This window comes from Westiellopsis prolifica IICB1, assembly GCF_004323185.1.
Taxonomy (GTDB): domain Bacteria; phylum Cyanobacteriota; class Cyanobacteriia; order Cyanobacteriales; family Nostocaceae; genus Pelatocladus; species Pelatocladus prolificus_A.
This window is the reverse complement of the sequence record NZ_NAPS01000003.1, coordinates 322,989-340,193: the sequence shown is the minus strand read 5'-3', so window position 1 is coordinate 340,193 and position 17,205 is coordinate 322,989. Positions and strand designations below refer to the sequence as shown.

13 protein-coding genes and 1 pseudogene are annotated in these 17,205 nt (G+C 38.7%); 8 read left to right on the top strand and 6 right to left on the bottom strand.

Annotation, left to right across the window (positions count from 1 at the left end; all coding sequences use genetic code 11):
• Window positions 1-60 precede the first annotated feature (60 nt).
• From B4U84_RS26775 to B4U84_RS26755, 5 genes and pseudogenes are all read right to left on the bottom strand, one after another.
• Window positions 61-621: pseudogene (locus B4U84_RS26775) on the bottom strand (transposase); the annotation flags it as partial.
• Between the two features lie 321 nt (window positions 622-942).
• Window positions 943-1,209, bottom strand: a complete 267-nt coding sequence (locus B4U84_RS26770; RefSeq protein ID WP_131121206.1) for a hypothetical protein — start codon at window positions 1,207-1,209, stop codon at window positions 943-945.
• Window positions 1,210-1,299: 90 nt separating this feature from the next.
• Window positions 1,300-2,148: a hypothetical protein gene (locus tag B4U84_RS26765; protein ID WP_242677724.1), complete on the bottom strand. Its 849-nt coding sequence runs from the start codon at window positions 2,146-2,148 to the stop codon at window positions 1,300-1,302.
• A gap of 2,186 nt (window positions 2,149-4,334) precedes the next feature.
• Entirely contained in the window at window positions 4,335-5,243 is a 909-nt protein-coding gene (locus B4U84_RS26760) for an EthD domain-containing protein (protein ID WP_165490366.1), read from the bottom strand.
• Window positions 5,244-5,304: 61 nt separating this feature from the next.
• Window positions 5,305-5,703, bottom strand: a complete 399-nt coding sequence (locus tag B4U84_RS26755) for a nuclear transport factor 2 family protein (protein WP_165490365.1) — start codon at window positions 5,701-5,703, stop codon at window positions 5,305-5,307.
• Window positions 5,704-6,152: 449 nt separating this feature from the next.
• On the opposite strand from B4U84_RS26755, the gene B4U84_RS26750 reads away from it, so the two are divergent.
• The 4 genes from B4U84_RS26750 to B4U84_RS26735 all read left to right on the top strand — a co-directional run bounded on the left by B4U84_RS26750 (window position 6,153) and on the right by B4U84_RS26735 (window position 10,178).
• Window positions 6,153-6,956 carry an SDR family NAD(P)-dependent oxidoreductase gene (locus tag B4U84_RS26750; RefSeq protein ID WP_131121203.1) on the top strand — a complete coding sequence of 268 codons (804 nt, stop codon included), beginning with the start codon at window positions 6,153-6,155 and terminating at the stop codon, window positions 6,954-6,956.
• Between the two features lie 124 nt (window positions 6,957-7,080).
• The gene (locus B4U84_RS26745; RefSeq protein ID WP_131121202.1) at window positions 7,081-7,977 is read left to right on the top strand and encodes an alpha/beta fold hydrolase; all 897 of its coding nucleotides are present in this window, start codon (window positions 7,081-7,083) and stop codon (window positions 7,975-7,977) included.
• Between the two features lie 146 nt (window positions 7,978-8,123).
• A complete protein-coding gene (locus B4U84_RS26740; RefSeq protein WP_017308700.1) occupies window positions 8,124-8,597 on the top strand; it encodes a quercetin 2,3-dioxygenase in 474 nt (157 codons plus the stop codon).
• Window positions 8,598-8,606: 9 nt separating this feature from the next.
• Window positions 8,607-10,178, top strand: a complete 1,572-nt coding sequence (locus B4U84_RS26735) for an EthD domain-containing protein (protein WP_131121201.1) — start codon at window positions 8,607-8,609, stop codon at window positions 10,176-10,178.
• 234 nt (window positions 10,179-10,412) lie between these two features.
• On the opposite strand, the gene B4U84_RS26730 is transcribed toward B4U84_RS26735, so the two are convergent.
• Entirely contained in the window at window positions 10,413-11,306 is an 894-nt protein-coding gene (locus tag B4U84_RS26730; protein ID WP_131121200.1) for an alpha/beta fold hydrolase, read from the bottom strand.
• 642 nt (window positions 11,307-11,948) lie between these two features.
• On the opposite strand from B4U84_RS26730, the gene B4U84_RS26725 reads away from it, so the two are divergent.
• The 4 genes from B4U84_RS26725 to B4U84_RS26710 all read left to right on the top strand — a co-directional run bounded on the left by B4U84_RS26725 (window position 11,949) and on the right by B4U84_RS26710 (window position 17,110).
• Window positions 11,949-13,016, top strand: coding sequence for an aldose 1-epimerase (locus tag B4U84_RS26725; RefSeq protein WP_017308704.1), 1,068 nt, complete (start codon window positions 11,949-11,951; stop codon window positions 13,014-13,016).
• 102 nt (window positions 13,017-13,118) lie between these two features.
• Entirely contained in the window at window positions 13,119-13,892 is a 774-nt protein-coding gene (locus B4U84_RS26720) for an SDR family NAD(P)-dependent oxidoreductase (RefSeq protein WP_044450351.1), read from the top strand.
• Between the two features lie 100 nt (window positions 13,893-13,992).
• Window positions 13,993-14,877: a heme-binding protein gene (locus tag B4U84_RS31755; protein WP_131121199.1), complete on the top strand. Its 885-nt coding sequence runs from the start codon at window positions 13,993-13,995 to the stop codon at window positions 14,875-14,877.
• Between the two features lie 361 nt (window positions 14,878-15,238).
• Window positions 15,239-17,110, top strand: coding sequence for an iron uptake porin (locus tag B4U84_RS26710; protein WP_242677723.1), 1,872 nt, complete (start codon window positions 15,239-15,241; stop codon window positions 17,108-17,110).
• Window positions 17,111-17,205 lie beyond the last annotated feature (95 nt).

The following is a 17,205-nucleotide window of genomic DNA, read 5'->3' as shown; positions in this document are numbered from 1 at the left end:
AGGAAGAGCCGCAAGATTGAAACTCCCTATTTATTCGCGATGATATCTCGCGAATTATTTTTCTCTCTCTATTTTTGCAAAATTGGGATGCTCCCACCAAATTTCTACAGGTAATCTGGTCATTAAATCAATGACTGTACTCATTTTTCCTGCTAATTGCCCTCTTTGAGCCGACTCTAAGCTTTGTAATTTCTTAAATAATGCCTCCAATGTTGAGCCGTCTACTATCCAAATCTTCTCAAATTTTAATAAGGTAAACTGAATACTTTCTGGCAGTGGACGTTTATTTCTACTGTGCCAAGCTGCTCTCAAATTAGGCAATAAATCTTTAAATACTTTTTCAAATAATTCCGATGGAAATGTCAAAAATCTCTGTGATACAGCTTGTTGACTAACTTTTGTAGGATTACACCACAGAAAACCGTCTCTGGCTAACATTCTTGTCAGTTCTCTGACTCCTGCTACATCTCTCCACAGCAAAGTTAACACCGCCGCCATCATTAACGGTAAATTCAGTATCCGTTCTCTGAGTCCTAATTTACGGTAGTAATTTTCTTGATTTGTAATGGCTGGTGTCAGTAATCTTTCCAGTTGCTCCGCAATTACTTCATCTTCCACCATTGGTCGTTGTTTCTTTTTCGCGTGGTCTCGATTAGTTTTTCGGCTGGTCGTCATGGCTGCTAACAATCGCTCAATTACTTATCTAGACTGAGTTTCCCATGTTTTTGACCACTACAAATACCACCCTTGACAATTTCTCCTTTTCCTTAACTTGTCACCAATGCCCAGATTAAAAGTAGCTTCCAAGGCAAGGAAAGATTTTTTTATGCAGAGAGTAATATCTAAGGGATAAAATAAATCCCAATACGCTTCAGATAAACTCATAATCCTTTTCATAAAGGATTATGAGTTTATCTGAAGCGTGTTGCTTTATAACCGGAATTACATAGTACCAAATTCGGTATCGCTTGGTAATCCTTGCGCTAACTCATTTATCATACTTTCCAAATCATCTAGTTCAATGTCATTCAATACATCGAAACTTTTCTCAACGAGGTTGCTGTTGAACTCCTGCTCCAAAGACTGCACCTCTATATTTGCAGTCCTCATTCCATTGAGAAAGATCTTTGAATAAACAGCTTCATTAGCAAAACCCGACCCTAGTGAGACTAAAATCGAAAATGCAAAATCTAAGATCCGAAATAACATTTTTATCTCCTTGTATAATAAACAGTACAGTTAAGGGTGTCAGAAAAAAGTCCTTCTTGCTCACTTAGTCATTTCTTGAGCTTCTGAAGATTAGTTACACTCGTAGCAAGTATTCAACTGTAGCGGTTTCAATATGTTCTGAAGCTCCTCGTCTGATATGTAGTCTTCCTTGGGTGGAGTAAAGCGCAACAATGAGGTTTCATAACAAGCTTTTGCTACACGGTTACGTTCCTGATGAGTAAGCATTGCAACAATCTTTATTGTCTCCTCTACATGCTTGACTTCGGCACCAACACCACTGTGTATCCGTAGCCAGCGTGTAGCATTGATACCTGGTGCTAGCAATGCTTGTACACTCTGAATGTACTCCTCCCCTTGAAATGTCCCTAAGCGTTCGGCTGTATAGAAAAAACCAACACAAGCAATTGGATAACTCGTTTGGACAGTTTGGATAAAGTAATCTATCAAAGCCTGTATAGGAGATGGCACCAGCATTTGCACTACAGCCTCTGCATCATATCCCATTGATTGAATATCGAGCAGAGCGAGTCGGTCGTGACCTGCTTCTTCTCTAGCTTTCTGTGTAGCCCACTGTGCTAAACTCTTGCGACCAGATGCAGCAAAGTTTTGAGCGGCTTGTTCCATCAGTCGTGTGGTATGGCGGCTGGAATGGTATGCACCTGCGAGTCGCCATACCCAACGTGTACGAGTCAGGGCTGGTGGTCTGCGGTTCGACTTTACATGCTTCCAGGCTAATACTATTTCCTTATCTAAAAACTTCTGAGTTTGAGCTATGCTGTATGCACTAACTAAATTTTCTCTATAGGGATCAGCATCGAAAATAGATTTGGTAGTTGCTACACCCAGCTTTTTATGTGCAATCTGCCCTGATTTAATATCAATTAAAAAAGGTGCAATAGGATTCATTGAAAACTTCATAACCACTCCCATTACTAATAAATTTGTTGGTCATAAGTTGACTACTCAACTTGATCCGTAACTAACAGGACTTACGCATGGGTAACGGAAAAACAAACCACAGAGAACGCAGAGGACACAGAAAAATAAGAGTTTGGCCGGTTTTTTGCGTAAGTCCTAACTAAGTTGGGGTAAGTACCACGATGAGTAGTTACATTCAACACCTCAGATATTGGGATCGGTGATTTATTGCCAAAGATTTCTATATGGAACTCCAAAAGCGGCGTATCTTTGTCAACTGTATGTTGTGTATTCATGGCAACTTAGAAAATAAAGTGGTCTTCGCTAATATTTTGCTCCCAAACCTGATATGCAATTTATTCCTAGCAACGCTGTACTTGCATATATGCATTTAAGATTTATTAGTTTATAAGCACTAAAGAACTTTTTTACTAAAGACTATTAGCCTAAAAGCATTAAAGCACTTATTATGAGTCGAATGGCACTAATTAGGGTATGTCACAACCCGTAAGAGTTTGCTAATAAATTTTTGAAGTATTAGCCAATGCTCTCAAAACTGCATTTAGCTAATGCTCTCATGCATATTGCATTCCAAAATTTGGTATTAGAATGGATTTGATACTTTATCTGTCAGCCTTGTCTTTGTATCCAAGATTTCTTTTAGCGATAATTTCTAATGGTACAAGCCCCTATGTTTATTCATGACACCAATCCAAAATCTCAAATCCGATAATATATGTGATCATGCAAACTCCTCGACTTAATCCCTAATTTGGGGAAATGGGAGCTGGAAAACAATCCAAAATCTAATATCCACAATCGGATGACTGGAGCAAGTACTGTTAATTCAAAAGTTACTATCTTATTTAATTATTTTGCTAATTGTTACATTGATACACGCGTAACAGATGCTTCATAAGCTAACCAGTATAAACTAAACTAACCGAAAACAAGATAGTTAGGGAAACAGAACAAAAAACTGTGTTAAACATTGTGTTTTTCATCTGTTTATAACTAATCTTACACTATTTTGAGTTTTGTTGCTTGATATTAACTAAATTTATCTTTAGCAATTTTTCCGATTTTGACATCTATCATTTGTCAGAGTTTCAGGTCAGGTAGCATTGCTCAAGAAGCAATATTACTTGAAAAATTGCCGAAAAGTGGCTTATAAGAACAATTTTCACGCATTCTATTTAACTATGCTTAAGATTGCTACGCATAGTTCGTTCTTGTTTTAGATTTTTGTACAAGAGTTCACCCTTTAGAGGAGTATCACCCCTGTCAAATCAATTTATATTTAGAATTACAAATTAAAAAAATATTTTAATTTGTAAACTATCTCAGACTAGAGTGGATTCAACTCACGGAAATGCAAATATAATAGGAGATAGAAAAAATAGTTGAAATAAGTAAGATAGTGTGGCTAGATAACTCATAGTGTTAAGTTGAAAATTGTTGAAGTTAAACTAAAGTGCTTTTAGAGACAGTGTGACAGTAACTCTTGAACATCGGGGAACTAACTTGGTTAAATTAGTTAACTTTAACTTACTGTCATCAATGATTGTCTAAGAATCAAGCAAAAATTGTCTAATCAAGATCGATAACTTAAGAACAAAGTTAATGGACTATATCAGAAAGTATATGTGTGGGTGTTGCGATTCAAGGGTTTAAACGTGTGAGAGGAGTCGTATTGTCATTTACCCAATGTGTAATTGATAACATAAACTTTTAGCTGATCATTGATGCTGTATTCTCTAGCTTCGAGTTAGATCAACATAAACAGTTACTGTAATTACTAAGCTCATTTTCACAAAAAATTGGTATTAAAACAGATGTAGAGATGGGAATCTTCACATCTCTACACAATTGGAAATTCTATTTTTTGACTAAAAACTATCAGGACTTACGCAAGATGTGAACGAAAACCTTATTCTTGCGTAGCGGTAATTCATGAATTACCGCAAATGCGCGTTATGTTTTGCGTAAGTCCTGACTATGCTATAATGCCAACTTAAGATAATTATTTTATGAGTTTTGACAAACCTAAAGAGACGTGCTACAGCACGTCTCTACATTTGTGCTAACTTACTTAAATCAAACAGTTTGCTTCAGCAGAGTTTATCTGTAAGACAGTGATGCAAATCGCAGGTCGCTTTTTTGAACATTTGGGAGATTTCCCTAGGCTAAGCAACATTGCCAAGCATAAGATTAAGTATGTTATCCTCTGTTTGATTGGTTGCACCAAGATTGGTGATAAGTTCTGCTACAGTGGAAGTCCGTTGTCCAGCTAAAGTCAGTTTACCATCGTACACAAAAGTGTAAGTACCTTGTTCTCGAAAAGTAGTAAACTGCTTTATATAGTTTTTTTGGTCTTGTACTACAGCAGTATAAGCCTGTGAATCAAAGAAATTTTCCATGTCTATCCAACTTTTAAAGGCAATTTCAAAGGCTGCTTGATATTGCTTTTCTAGTGGTTCGTAATGAGAAACCCCAGGAGCTGGTGGAAGGGAATTGTCGTGTTCCTCAAGAAGATGCAGTTTAAATTTAAGAACTAAATCGCTTTGTATAAAAGATTTAGTAAATTTATCAACCATGTAATTGCGAAAATCATTTACAGTGATTGCATCTGCTTTTCTGAGCATGACATGGAACTTTATGACATCTAAATTACCAATGGGAGTACCATTTTCTATAGTATCAATATAAGTTTTAGAATTACCATTATTAGTTAGATATATAACAGCTTTACTTACAAAATTTTGCTGATCAGAGTCTAGAATATTAGCAGAATTAATCCAGATTTGGCAATGCTCTTCTGATAAAAATGTCAATTCTGCTATTCCATCAAATTCATCTTCTTCAGGAATTTCGTATTCTATTCCATCAACACTTGGCCAAATATTATCCCTACTATAAGGAAGGTGATATTGCCAATATTGGAACTGACCTGGTAATCGCGCACTTACTGGACCATGAATATTTTTCCAGTAACTATAGAATGTATCTAAATCAATTTCCTTTTTCTTCTTTATAAGTACGTATAATACTATTTTCACGTCTTGATCACGTGTTGAGTAATCAACTTTTGTCATAGTTCCTCTCCTGTATAATGTGAAAATTGTTATTGGTACAAAAAATTGCTACATCTTGCGCTTACTCAAATAGCGGATTGATATCCATAAAAATTTGCAGTTGTTGGATTAACTCACCTTTAAATCGAAAGATATCCACTACGGGAAGTATAACATTAGTGCCATCTTGACGGTAATAAGTAACTTCCATATCTAAGAATACTACATCTCCAATTTCCCACTTTTGCTTGATGTCGTGATATATACTCTTTACTTGTTGATAAAAATCTATCAAAGAGTCTCTGATGGCTTTATGTCCAACTATAATCTCTAAGTTACCTAAACGAAAGTGTGCATCTTCAGTTAGATATGTAACATACTTGTCTGAAGCTTGTATTGGAGCATCAGGTCCCGACTCAAATACCTCAAATAACCGCTTAATAACTTCTGTTTTAGCTGATGTTGCTACTAAATTTGACATTGAGTATCTCATAATCAAATAAAAAAGATAAGTCTAGTTTGTCTGTTATCAAAATTTTTAACCAGTAAAGTTCGTAATTTTATAAATCAACTTATGAAATTGACTCAGAAATTAAAACTTCCCCGTTTGTACAAGTTTTTCCACAAATGCGATCGCCAACTCTAACCTAAAATGCTATTTTAGGTTAAATTACAATATTCAAAAAGTTGATATAGATTATTTGATTTTTTTGGGTCAAAAATAAATTTGTTCTTAAAATAATGAAATTGCCTGGTTAAAGCTTTTTAGTATAGATAAACTGATACTATCTTCTTAGTCATGGGGTTTACCACAACTTTGGGTAAAAACCTCGATCTATCAAACTACTTGTCAAGCTAAGACTGGTTTTGATTCAACTGTATGAATCAAATTTAAAGAGACTACAAAAAATATAACCATGAGGTAAATTCATGGATTTACAGTTACGTGATAAGCGAGCTATAATCACTGGTAGTACCAGTGGTATTGGTGCAGCCATCGCGAAAGCTCTAGCACAAGAAGGTGCGATCGTTATCATACACGGACGAAAGGAAGAGCAGGCAAATCGGATGGCTCACAAGATTAGTGCAGATGGTGGAAAAGCATTTGTTGCTGTCGGAGATATTTCAACTGATGAAGGTGCGCGTCAAGTAGCTACTAAAGTACTTTCATTGGTTGGGAGTATAGACATTTTAGTTAATAATGCCGGCATATATGAAGACCGTACCTGGATGGACAGTAATCCAAAAGGATGGGCTGAGATTTATAATGCTAATGTAATTTCTATGGTGCGAATGATTCAACTTCTCGTACCTCATATGAAGCAGCTTGGTTGGGGACGTATCATTCAAATTGCTAGTGGATTAGCGATTCAACCCTTCGCTGCTCGGCCTGATTATCAAGCCACTAAAGCCGCAACTTTGAATATGACTGTAAGTTTAGCAAAAGAATTAGCACAAACAGGTATTACAGTCAACACAGTAAGCCCTGGTCTGATTGCAACAGAAGGAGCCAAGCGTATTTTCCATCAGATTGCCTTAGCGAAAGGATGGGGTAGCGAATGGACAGAGATTGAAAAGCATTTGGTGCAAGAGGATTGGCCTAACCCCAGCAGCCGTCTTGGCCGCCCTGAAGAAGTAGCAAATATAATTGCATATTTAGCAAGTCCACTCGCAGATTACATTAATGGTGCAAACATTCGGGTAGACGGTGGAGGTGTAGGAGCAATTAACTAATTTGCTCACCTACATTCAACAAATTACAAACTTAAAAGTGACCAATTATTTGGAGCAGGGTACAAGCGCCCAGATCTAGCGTAGCTAACAAAAAATCAATGCATTTCTACACAAAGATATAAGTATGACAACCGTCTTAAAAGATATCGAAACAAAATTCACTCATCAGTATGCTTTTGTCAACGGCATACGTCTGCACTATGTAATTGGCGGTCAAGGTGATCCAGTAATCTTACTACATGGTTGGCCCCATACTTGGTATCAGTGGCATAAAGTTATGCCAGCTCTTGCTGAACACTATACTGTGGTTGCAGTGGACTTGCGGGGCTTTGGTGACTCTTCAAAGCCAGCGGTTGGCTATGATAGCCGTACCGAAGCTGAAGATATTTACCAATTAGTTCGTCATCTTGGTTTCGACCGTGTTTTCTTGGCTGGCTCCGATTGGGGTTCTCCAGTTAACTATGCATATGCTTGTGCTTATCCAGAAGATGTACGTAGAATTGTAAGCCTTGATGCCACACTTCCTGGTTTTGGTTGGGAAGATCTAGCCGAATATTCATCGGAAACTTCGCGCTTAGGTGGCGGAATTTGGCATTTTAACTTTAATGCAGTACCTGACCTTCCAGAAGCACTAATTGCAGGAAGAGAACGGATATTTATTTCCTACTTCTTCAATAAGTATTCGTATAACCCCTCTGGAATATCTGAAGCTGAAATTGACGAATATGTTCGTTGGTATTCTGCTCCTGGTGCAGTACGTGGTTCTCTTGGACTTTATCGCGCTATCCATGAGTCAGTACGACAAAACAAAGAAAACGCTAAGACAAAACTCAAAATGCCGGTGCTGGTACTGGGAGCTTCTCACGGTTTAGGCGATCGCCCAATTAAGGCGATGCAAGCAGTGGCTGAAGACGTTCGCGGTACTGTTATTGAAGGCTGCGGACATTTCATTCCCCAAGAGCGTCCAGAGTACCTGATTGAACAGATGCTCCAGTTTTTTGGTGAAGATTACAAATCCTAAGATTGCTTTTGAAATCGTTGTAAAAAGCATTAACAATTTAGCCCACAGCAGCGGTTTATATTTTATCTACATATTTAATACTACAAAATGTAGTATTAAATTGCAATTTATATTTTCAAATCTTTGCAGATATCAGGAGAACTACATTGACACACAATGATCATCCAGTGATAACGCCAAAAGGCAAAGGTCGTTCTTACTCCGTTGTGGGCGATACATATACCTTTAAAGCAGTAGGCGAAGATACTGGGGGTGCGTATTCAACATTTGAGTTTTTCATTCCACCTCAAAACGGGTCTCCACCTCACATTCATCATCGGGAACACGAAACGTTCTACATCCTAGAAGGAGAGTTGCTTTTCGAGGTTGGAGAGGAAAAAATAGTCTTATCTGCCGGCAACTTTGTCCATGTTCCCAAAGGTATACGTCATTGCTTTCAAAATATAAGCACAGCACCCGCAAAAACTTTGACAACAACTGTTCCTGCGGGACTGGAAAAGTTTTTTGAGGAAGTGGGTTATCTAGTGAAAGACCAGGATACACCTGTACCTGTTACACCTGAAGAGCAAATCAAAAAAATGCTTGAAGTTGGTCCCAAATATGGAGTAGAAATACTATAGCTATTACCTATGAAAACTCTCAATCAAGAAATAGTAAAAGCTAACTACGCAGAACGCGATCGCAATGGCAAAGTAGTCTTCTACGTTCTTCTCTGGAAAAGAAAAAGCATCACCCTAGAGATGTTTGACGACTACTGGCGGAATGTACATGGTCCAGTCTGCGCTAGACTACCAGGTCAATATCAATACTGGCAATTCCACGTAGCTCATAATCAAGGCAGTATTTGGCCTACTTTAGATGGCATAGACTACAGCTGTCCAGATTCAGAACAATTCGATGGGATTGCCGAATTAACCTTTGCTACTGAAAACGACCGTCAAACCTGGTTTAATGCCTCTGGCATTTTAATGGATGACGAATACAACATTTTCAGCAAGGCAATTGGCTATAACACTAGTCTTGGTAATTCTCAAACTTATGTGGATGGCATTTCTACGGCCTACCCCAACGGAGATTTAGGGATTCGGAAATTTCACGTCATGGTCAAGAAAGCAGATGGCGTGAGTAGAGAAGCCTTTCGCAAATATATGAAAGACAGTTTTGCTCCTGCAATTGTCAAAAGTAATTTTGTTCTCAAATTTCGACTACATTTATTTGAAGAAGTAGACAATTCTAGACCAGATGCACCAGGAGTTATTCATGTTGAACCTCCAAGAAATCAGTATCAAGCTGCTTTTGAAATTGCTTTTTCTGATTCTCTTGATATGGCTAACTTCTTTGTTTCTGATGAGTACATCTCAACAGTTCAATCCCAGCCACAGTACATTAAACAAATTAGTACTTTTCCAGAAAGAACAGCATACACCTTTGTTTACAACAATCAGATGACTTTAGCCGGTCAACGAAGTTCCACAGTTGCGGAACTAATTACAAATATCGGTGCAATCAATCAACTTAAGAAGGACATCGTTTCTCTTATGAATGGTATATTTTCTCACTCCAACGGCAAGCATGATATTAAGTCTGAACAATCAGTTTTAGATGATACAGTTGTCAGTCAAACTACAGTTGAGAAAAGCGATACGTTAGAAAGACTGCCAGGAACAGCCTCAGAGATTGTGACACGCTTATTTGCTAGAGGCGAAGCATTTGATTCCGAGGGGTTTATTGAGTTCTTTACAGATACACCAGTCTATCAGTTTGGCAACTATGCACCATGTTTCACTAAAGCTGCCATCAAGCAATCTGTAGATGCCTTTTTCAGCCAGGTTTCTGCACTTTACCACGAAATCAAGATGATGTGGGAAGTTGGTAACGTAGTGTTCGTTGAAATGGATGTGATTTATTGGCGTAAGGATGGTTCTATAGTAACTCTACCTTGCTGTGATATTTTTCGACTAGAGGGCAACAAATTCTCAGAGTTGCGGATTTTCATGGATGCGAATCCTGTATCTGATCAAACTATTCCTGTACCTAATACATCATCTGTATTAACCATAAGCCAAGGACGGAGACTGACTCCACCAGGGGTATTAAAGAATTACTTTAACGAACACGATGAAGGAAAAAAACGAGTAGCAACAGGATTCGCCCCCAAATGGGCTGATGTGTTATCTAAATGGTCACTCATAAAGATATGATATCTTTGCGATTTCATCTCAATGATTAGAAAATTTTTACTTTTCACCTGTACTCAATAAATTTTTGTGGTCTGGACATCTTGCTATCCCTCTCCAATTGTCTGTGTGGAGGGGGATTTTATTGCTGAGGGTACTTTCTTGTGTTGCGATCGCTTATCAACATAATAGCGGAAGGTTTCCTGTGAGAACTTCCGCTACTATGCTTAAATCTACTTTTTGATTTTTAGTTTACTTTTAGGAGTGTGACTCCTCACCAAAGAAGTTTAGCAACTGCTCAATAACATATTCTGGACGCTCTTCAGGCATATAGTGTCCACAATATTCATGTACATCACCACGGACATCTTCAGCAACCGCCTGCATAGAATTCCAAGGACGTTTTCCTAAACCATATTTGCCTCCCAGTGCTAACACGGGCATTTGAAGTTTTACCTTGGCACTTTCCTTGTTGTCTTCTACATCTTCAAAGATTGTTCGGTAATACTCGCAAGTGCCACGTATACCACCCGGAGAAGCAAAGGTACGAACATACTCGTCAATTTCAGCCTCGCTGACCGCTGTTGTATTGTAGGCAAAGCGTGTAAAGAAATAAGTCAGATACATCTTTTCTCTACCTGCAATCAGCCCTTCTGAAAGGTCAGGAACCATGTGAAATGGAATGTGCCAGATCCCTCCTTCGCGTGAAGTTTCTGGTGAGAATGTCATGAGTTGTTCAAAACCAAATCCTGGAACAGTCCCTTCCATTTGTACTAACCGACGCACATCCTCACGATGGTCAGCTGCATAAGCATAGGTGACTGCTACTCCCATATCTATTCCAACTAGGAAAATACGTTGGAATCCAAGTTTCCTTACCAACTGATAAACATCTTCAGCTACGTTCTTTTTCCGATAGCCACTGGTTGGTTTAGAAGAGTCACCGAGACCCCGCATATCAACTGCGATTACTGTGTAGCGTTCAGCTAATGCTGGCATAACTCGTCGCCACTGATACCAGGTATTAGGCCAACCACTAAGTAAAACAATTGGATCTCCTTGACCGCCTATTACGTAATGAAGACGTACACCATTGACATCAGCCATTTCATGGGTGAATATCTTGTCGAAAGTCGTTAAATCAGTTGCCATTTTTATACCTCATTGGGTTATTGATTGTTAAACTTTTAAAGCTACCAGTATAATTTAAATTTCAAGTTGGCACTTTTGCTCTTTGTGCGCCAACCAAATTTTGGTATAGCCCACAGAGTAATCCAAGTTTTTGAGATTACTTTTTTATGAATCAATACTGGTATTCTAATTATTTAGCTTTCTAATTTAAGTCCTTTTTAGCAAGGAAACATCAGTTAATTAAGGAATAACTTAGTCAGACCTAAATACTAGATACTAAATTTTGCTAATAAAAGCAAAACCTGGATGTCAGGTAATACAGTCCAAGCAACGGAAGAAAGAAAATGAATAAATATCTAAAAAAATAGGTTTCAAGCCTATCTATATAAGTTTTTATATTTTTTTTTGCAGATGTCCAATCAATTTTTTATTTATTCTAGTGTACGCAGTTAATAATGAGTACTTGTTTTGGTATTTATGGTATGTCAAAATCCTAAGTTCACTCTTAAGTTTCAAATCTTTACTGGTTAAACTCTCTGTAAGTAGCAAAGATAGAACAAGATTATTATTCATTGAATCAAGAAACTCGCTCAAGCTTAATGTAATGAAACTGAACAGTATTTCAAAGTAGTAGCATTTCAGAAATAGTATAGAGTGTAACTTATGTACACGTATGGAAGAAAACAGGGTTGTCGCATTAGTTTAGATTACACTTACAAGGGTATGCGAATTGCATACCTAGCAAACGAGTTATTAAGAGTCGGAATACTATTGGACAAAGGTGCAGACATATTTGAGTTCACCTATAAACCTTATGATTTAGATTTTTTATGGCAATCACCAATTCCCATGCGACGCCCATTTGTTGCTACTTGTGCATTGCCCGAAGGAGCTTTTCACGATGACTATTATGGTGGTTGGCAAGAGATATTACCATCAGCAGGATGGGCTGCGGAACCGTACATGGGAGCTACTCAAGGTTTACATGGAGAAGTAGCACTTTTACCCTTTGAAGCTACTATTACCGAAGATAGTCAAGAGCAAGTTACCTTACACACACGTGTACATCTTTATCGTTCACCATTAAGACTTGAACGCAAGATGTCACTCAAACGCGGTATTGCTGCATTATTTATTCAGGAACGTGTTTTTAACGATTCAATGGGTGAATTCGCCATAATGTGGGGTCATCACCCTGCTATTGGAGAACCTTTTCTTGATGATAGTTGCATAGTTCAGACGCCGGCTTCCAAAGTTGAAGTAATGGCTTATCATCAAAATGGTTTGTGGGAACCAGGAGGGAATTATGATTTTCCCAAGGTTAAGAACCGACGTACTGGAGTCATGCAAGATGTTACTCGTGTACTACCGAGGGAAACTAAGTCAGTTGATATAGTCTTTTTTAAAGAATTAACTGAAGGTTGGTACGGTATAACCAATCAAAGGTTAAATGTAGGTTTTGGAATGGCTTGGGACAAAGAGTTGTTTAAATATCTTTGGATGTGGCAGGTCTATGGCGGTCACGATAATTACCCTTGGTACGGGCGTACATATAATTGTGGTCTTGAGCCATTCACTAGTTTTCCTCCTTCTGGAATCAATAATGCTGTTAAAAATGGTACAGCATTAATCATGAAACCTGGTGAAGTCATTGAAACGGAATTAGTTGCTGTTGCTTACCAAGGAGAAGGTGTAAATCGTATTACTCTTAATGGACTTGTAGAGCATTGATCATACATAAACACAAAAATTATTCTCAAGAGTTTCGGAAGTACTCAACTTTTTTGTTCTGTAAATAGAAGAGCTAGTTTTATTAATTTAGTGAGGCTAATCATGAAGCTAAAAGATAGAGTTGCGATTGTGACTGGTGGGTCAAAGGGAATTGGCTGGGGAATTTCGACAATTTTTGCTCAACAAGGAGCTAAACTTGTTGTTGTTGCTAGAGATGTTAAAACAGGTGAGCAAACTGCTGAGGAGATTCGCCACAAAGGTGGTGAAGCTATCTTTATCTCTTGCGATATTTCAAATGAAGATGAAGTTAAAGCAATGGTGCAAACAGCGGTTAATGTTTATGGTCAAGTAGATATTTTAGTCAATAATGCAGGTGTTGGAACTTATAAGTCAGTATTAGAAACAACCAGTGCAGAATGGGATCGTTGTTTAGCTATTGACCTCAAAGGTGCATTTCTTTGCTCTAAATATACTATTCCTCATATGCAAGCTGTGGGGAAAGGCGTAATTATTAATATGTCTTCTGTACACTCTCACGCTACAGTAAATGGAGTAGCACCTTATACAGCTTCTAAGGGTGGAATTACTGCTTTAACACGTAATATGGCTATTGACTATGGTCCAACCATTCGGGTAAATGCGATCGCCCCTGGTTGGGTGTGGACGCCTCTGATTGAGAACCTCTTCAGTAGCTATGACAACCCTGTTGAGCAAAGACATTTAGTCGAAAAAAGGCAAGTCATGAAACGGCTCGGTACTCCTGAGGATATTGGTTATGCAGCCGCTTTCCTCGCTAGCGATGAGGCTTCTTTCATTACTGGTACGCAACTGTTTGTAGATGGCGGTATGACAGCTGTCCTTGAAGAACCTTGGTAGATCACACAAGAGAAGAGGCTAAAAACAAAGTTCGATTTGTTACTACATATTACTGGGCATAGGTACAAAATAAACAGCAAAACTTCAACAATTAATTATCATGCTTACACTCAAAGATGCACAAAAGCTAATTGTTGCCGCAGAAAACAAGGCGATTGAAATTGGTCAGCCCATGAATATAGCAGTGGTAGATGCTGGAGGTAATTTAATTACTCATGTGCGTATGGATGAAGCCTGGATTGGCAGTGTTGACATTGCCATCAAGAAGGCTTACACTGCACGTGCTTTCAATATTTCCACCAAAGAATTAGCAGAACATAGTCAATGTGGTGGAGAATTTTTTGGAATTCATGTATCTAACAACGGTAAAGTCATGATTTTTGCTGGGGGTATTCCCCTGAAGCAAAACGGTGTCGTTGTGGGAGCTATTGGGGTCAGTGGTGGTTCTGGTAGCCAAGACCAAGAAGTTGCTGAAGCTGGAGCTGCTGCTTTGAGCGAGTTAAATCAACAAGTTACTGAACTAGGAAATGTATTGACAATGATTGAAGGAATTTTTCACTGCAACATAAATTGTACTAATCTTGACAAATCATTAGAGTTCTACGAAAAGCTTGGCTTTAGAGTTGTAACTGATTTTAGAGAAGGGATGAGCAGCACAGCTATGGCAAAAGCGTTTGGATTACCAAGCGCCAAACTTCGGGGAGTTCATTTAGTGCTAGAAAATACTCCAAAAGCAACTCGAATTGATCTTGTGGAGTTCCTTGATCCCAAAACAGAAGGAAAACCTTATTCTAATCTCAACCATACTGGGGTAGCTCGTATATGCCTGCTCACCAACAATATTTATCAGGTATACGAAAATTTAAAAACACAGGGCGTAACTTTCTTGTCTGAGCCTCAAGAATTACCCGGAACAAATGCCACTATTGTTTGCTTCACTGATCCAGATGGGACTGTATTGGAGCTGCTAGAAGGCAGCATATAGGTCAATACGGATTAGATCAGCTTATTATCCAGCCTTCTAAGTATACTTAGTAAAGCCATGTTCGTAGTGAAGACTAAAGTTCTCTTTTATAACTACTTTAAGGGCTAAAGCCCTTACTACAAACTCCGCAAACTTGGTGTGATGGACTACTAGCCATAGCTACGAACAGAAAAGTAAAAGCGGTTAAATACTTCGGTTTAGCTAAAAGTTTTACCTTCTTAAAATTTCCAGACAAGGCACTATTTGTCAGTATTCAGAGTGTCAAACAAAAGGTAAGATTGTCCTGGTAGTGGATTAATTCAAATCTTGTACTTTTCTACAAGACACGACAATAACTTGCGCTATTCCGGAATTAACTCTCATGATGCAATCCTTGAAGATGGATTTAAATTTGATCAGCGGCTTAAGCATCCTCAGTCTAGTTACCCTCAGTGTTCCTGCTTTAGCTGAAACATCAGAACATACTATTATCAGCGCTGAAGACGTTATCACTAATGAGGTTATTTCTGTTGCAGCTAGTTCTGCTGTTCCAATAGTAAAAGCTAACACGGTAAAGACATTACAAACAAATTCACTCAGTGCTACCCCAATTCTACAGCCGGTTCGAGTTAACATTCTTCAAAATCAGACTCCTCTGTCGGCTGTTGATAATAAGCAGGTGACTTCTTTTTCTCAGCTGACGACAACTGCTGTTCATAGTGGTCAAACTTCACCGTTTTCTTTTATTCTTGTTCAAAAGGCGCAAGAAAATAAACATAGTAATAGCAAACTAGCTAACTACATTGCACAAGTTACTTCTGTGTCTCAACTAAGAGATGTGCAACCTACAGACTGGGCTTTTCAAGCGTTACAATCGTTGGTTGAGCGATATGGTTGTATTGCAGGGTATCCAGATAATGTTTACCAGGGTAATCGAGCCTTGACAAGGTATGAGTTTGCAGCAGGTTTGAATGCTTGTTTGGAGAGAATTAACGAACTGATTGAGACGACGACTTCTGGCTTAGTAAACACAGATGATTTAGCTGTTGTTAAGCGCTTGCAAGAGGAATTTGTGGCAGAACTAACAACACTCCGGGGTCGTGTAGATACTTTAGAAGCTCACACCGCAGAATTAGAAGCAAATCAGTTCTCCACAACCACCAAACTAACTGGTCAAATCATTATGGCAGTGAACGCAGGAGGATTTGATGGAGAACGCATCATCAATTCCACAGGTCAAGAAATTGCTCGTTCTGACCCAAATCCTACGGTGCTTTATCGAGCTGCTATAGACTTAAATACAAGCTTCTTTGGCACAGACCAATTGAAAATTCGGATCGATACTGGCAGTGACAATGGTAATGACAACACTGGAGGATATTTAGAACCGACCTTAGGCAGTGTTCTAGACTATTCTGTGAAACCACCGAGAGATAATACTTTCGGATTGGCAAGATTGTACTACACTTTTAAGCCATTCCAAGACTTAGCTGTTTCTGTCGGACCTGATATTCGTACTACCGATTATGTTGACCGGAACAGTTACGCTTACCTGAGCTTTCGAGACTTTAGTACCTTGGCATTTGTCAACAACTATATTCTCTTCCCTATTAATGGTCCAAGTGCAGGTGCAGCAATTGACTGGAAGCCAGGAGGGGGAGCATTTTCAGTACGAGCTTTGTATGCAGCAGCAGAAGCAGCTAATCCAGGTAATCAAGGACCTATTAGAGGTACTGCGCCGTTTGCTCGATTGTTATATCCTACTGGTAGGGGCGACCAAGGCTTATTTGGTGACACCTATCAGGGTACGGTTGAACTGGAATATGCACCCTCAAAAGTTTTTGCTCTGCGTCTTCAATATAGTGGTGGGAAGTTATTTGATAATCAGTTTGATGTATTCGGTGCAAATTTAGAGTTAGCTTTTTCACCTAAATTTGCCATGTTTGCTCGTTATGGCTATGGTAGTTACAATGACACTGAATTTGACGACATCAAACCCAACTATTGGATGGCAGGATTAGCATTTCCAGATTTGTTTACCCGAGGCGCTTTGGCCGGTATTGCTGCTGGTCAGCCTTTTATTGCCAGTGAGATTGGAAATACGACTCAAACTAATTTTGAGGCTTTCTACAACTTTCCAGTGAGTAACAACATCCAAGTTACACCTTTGGTTCAAGTAATAGTCAATCCTGCCAATCAGGATACAAACGGAACTATCATCACGGGTACTTTGCGGACAGTCTTCTCTTTCTAGCCCACTTTCCATACCCAGAACTGTCACACCTCAACTAAACGGGCATATATGATCACCGTTACCATTGTTCGTTATTTTCATCACCTCTTTTTTTT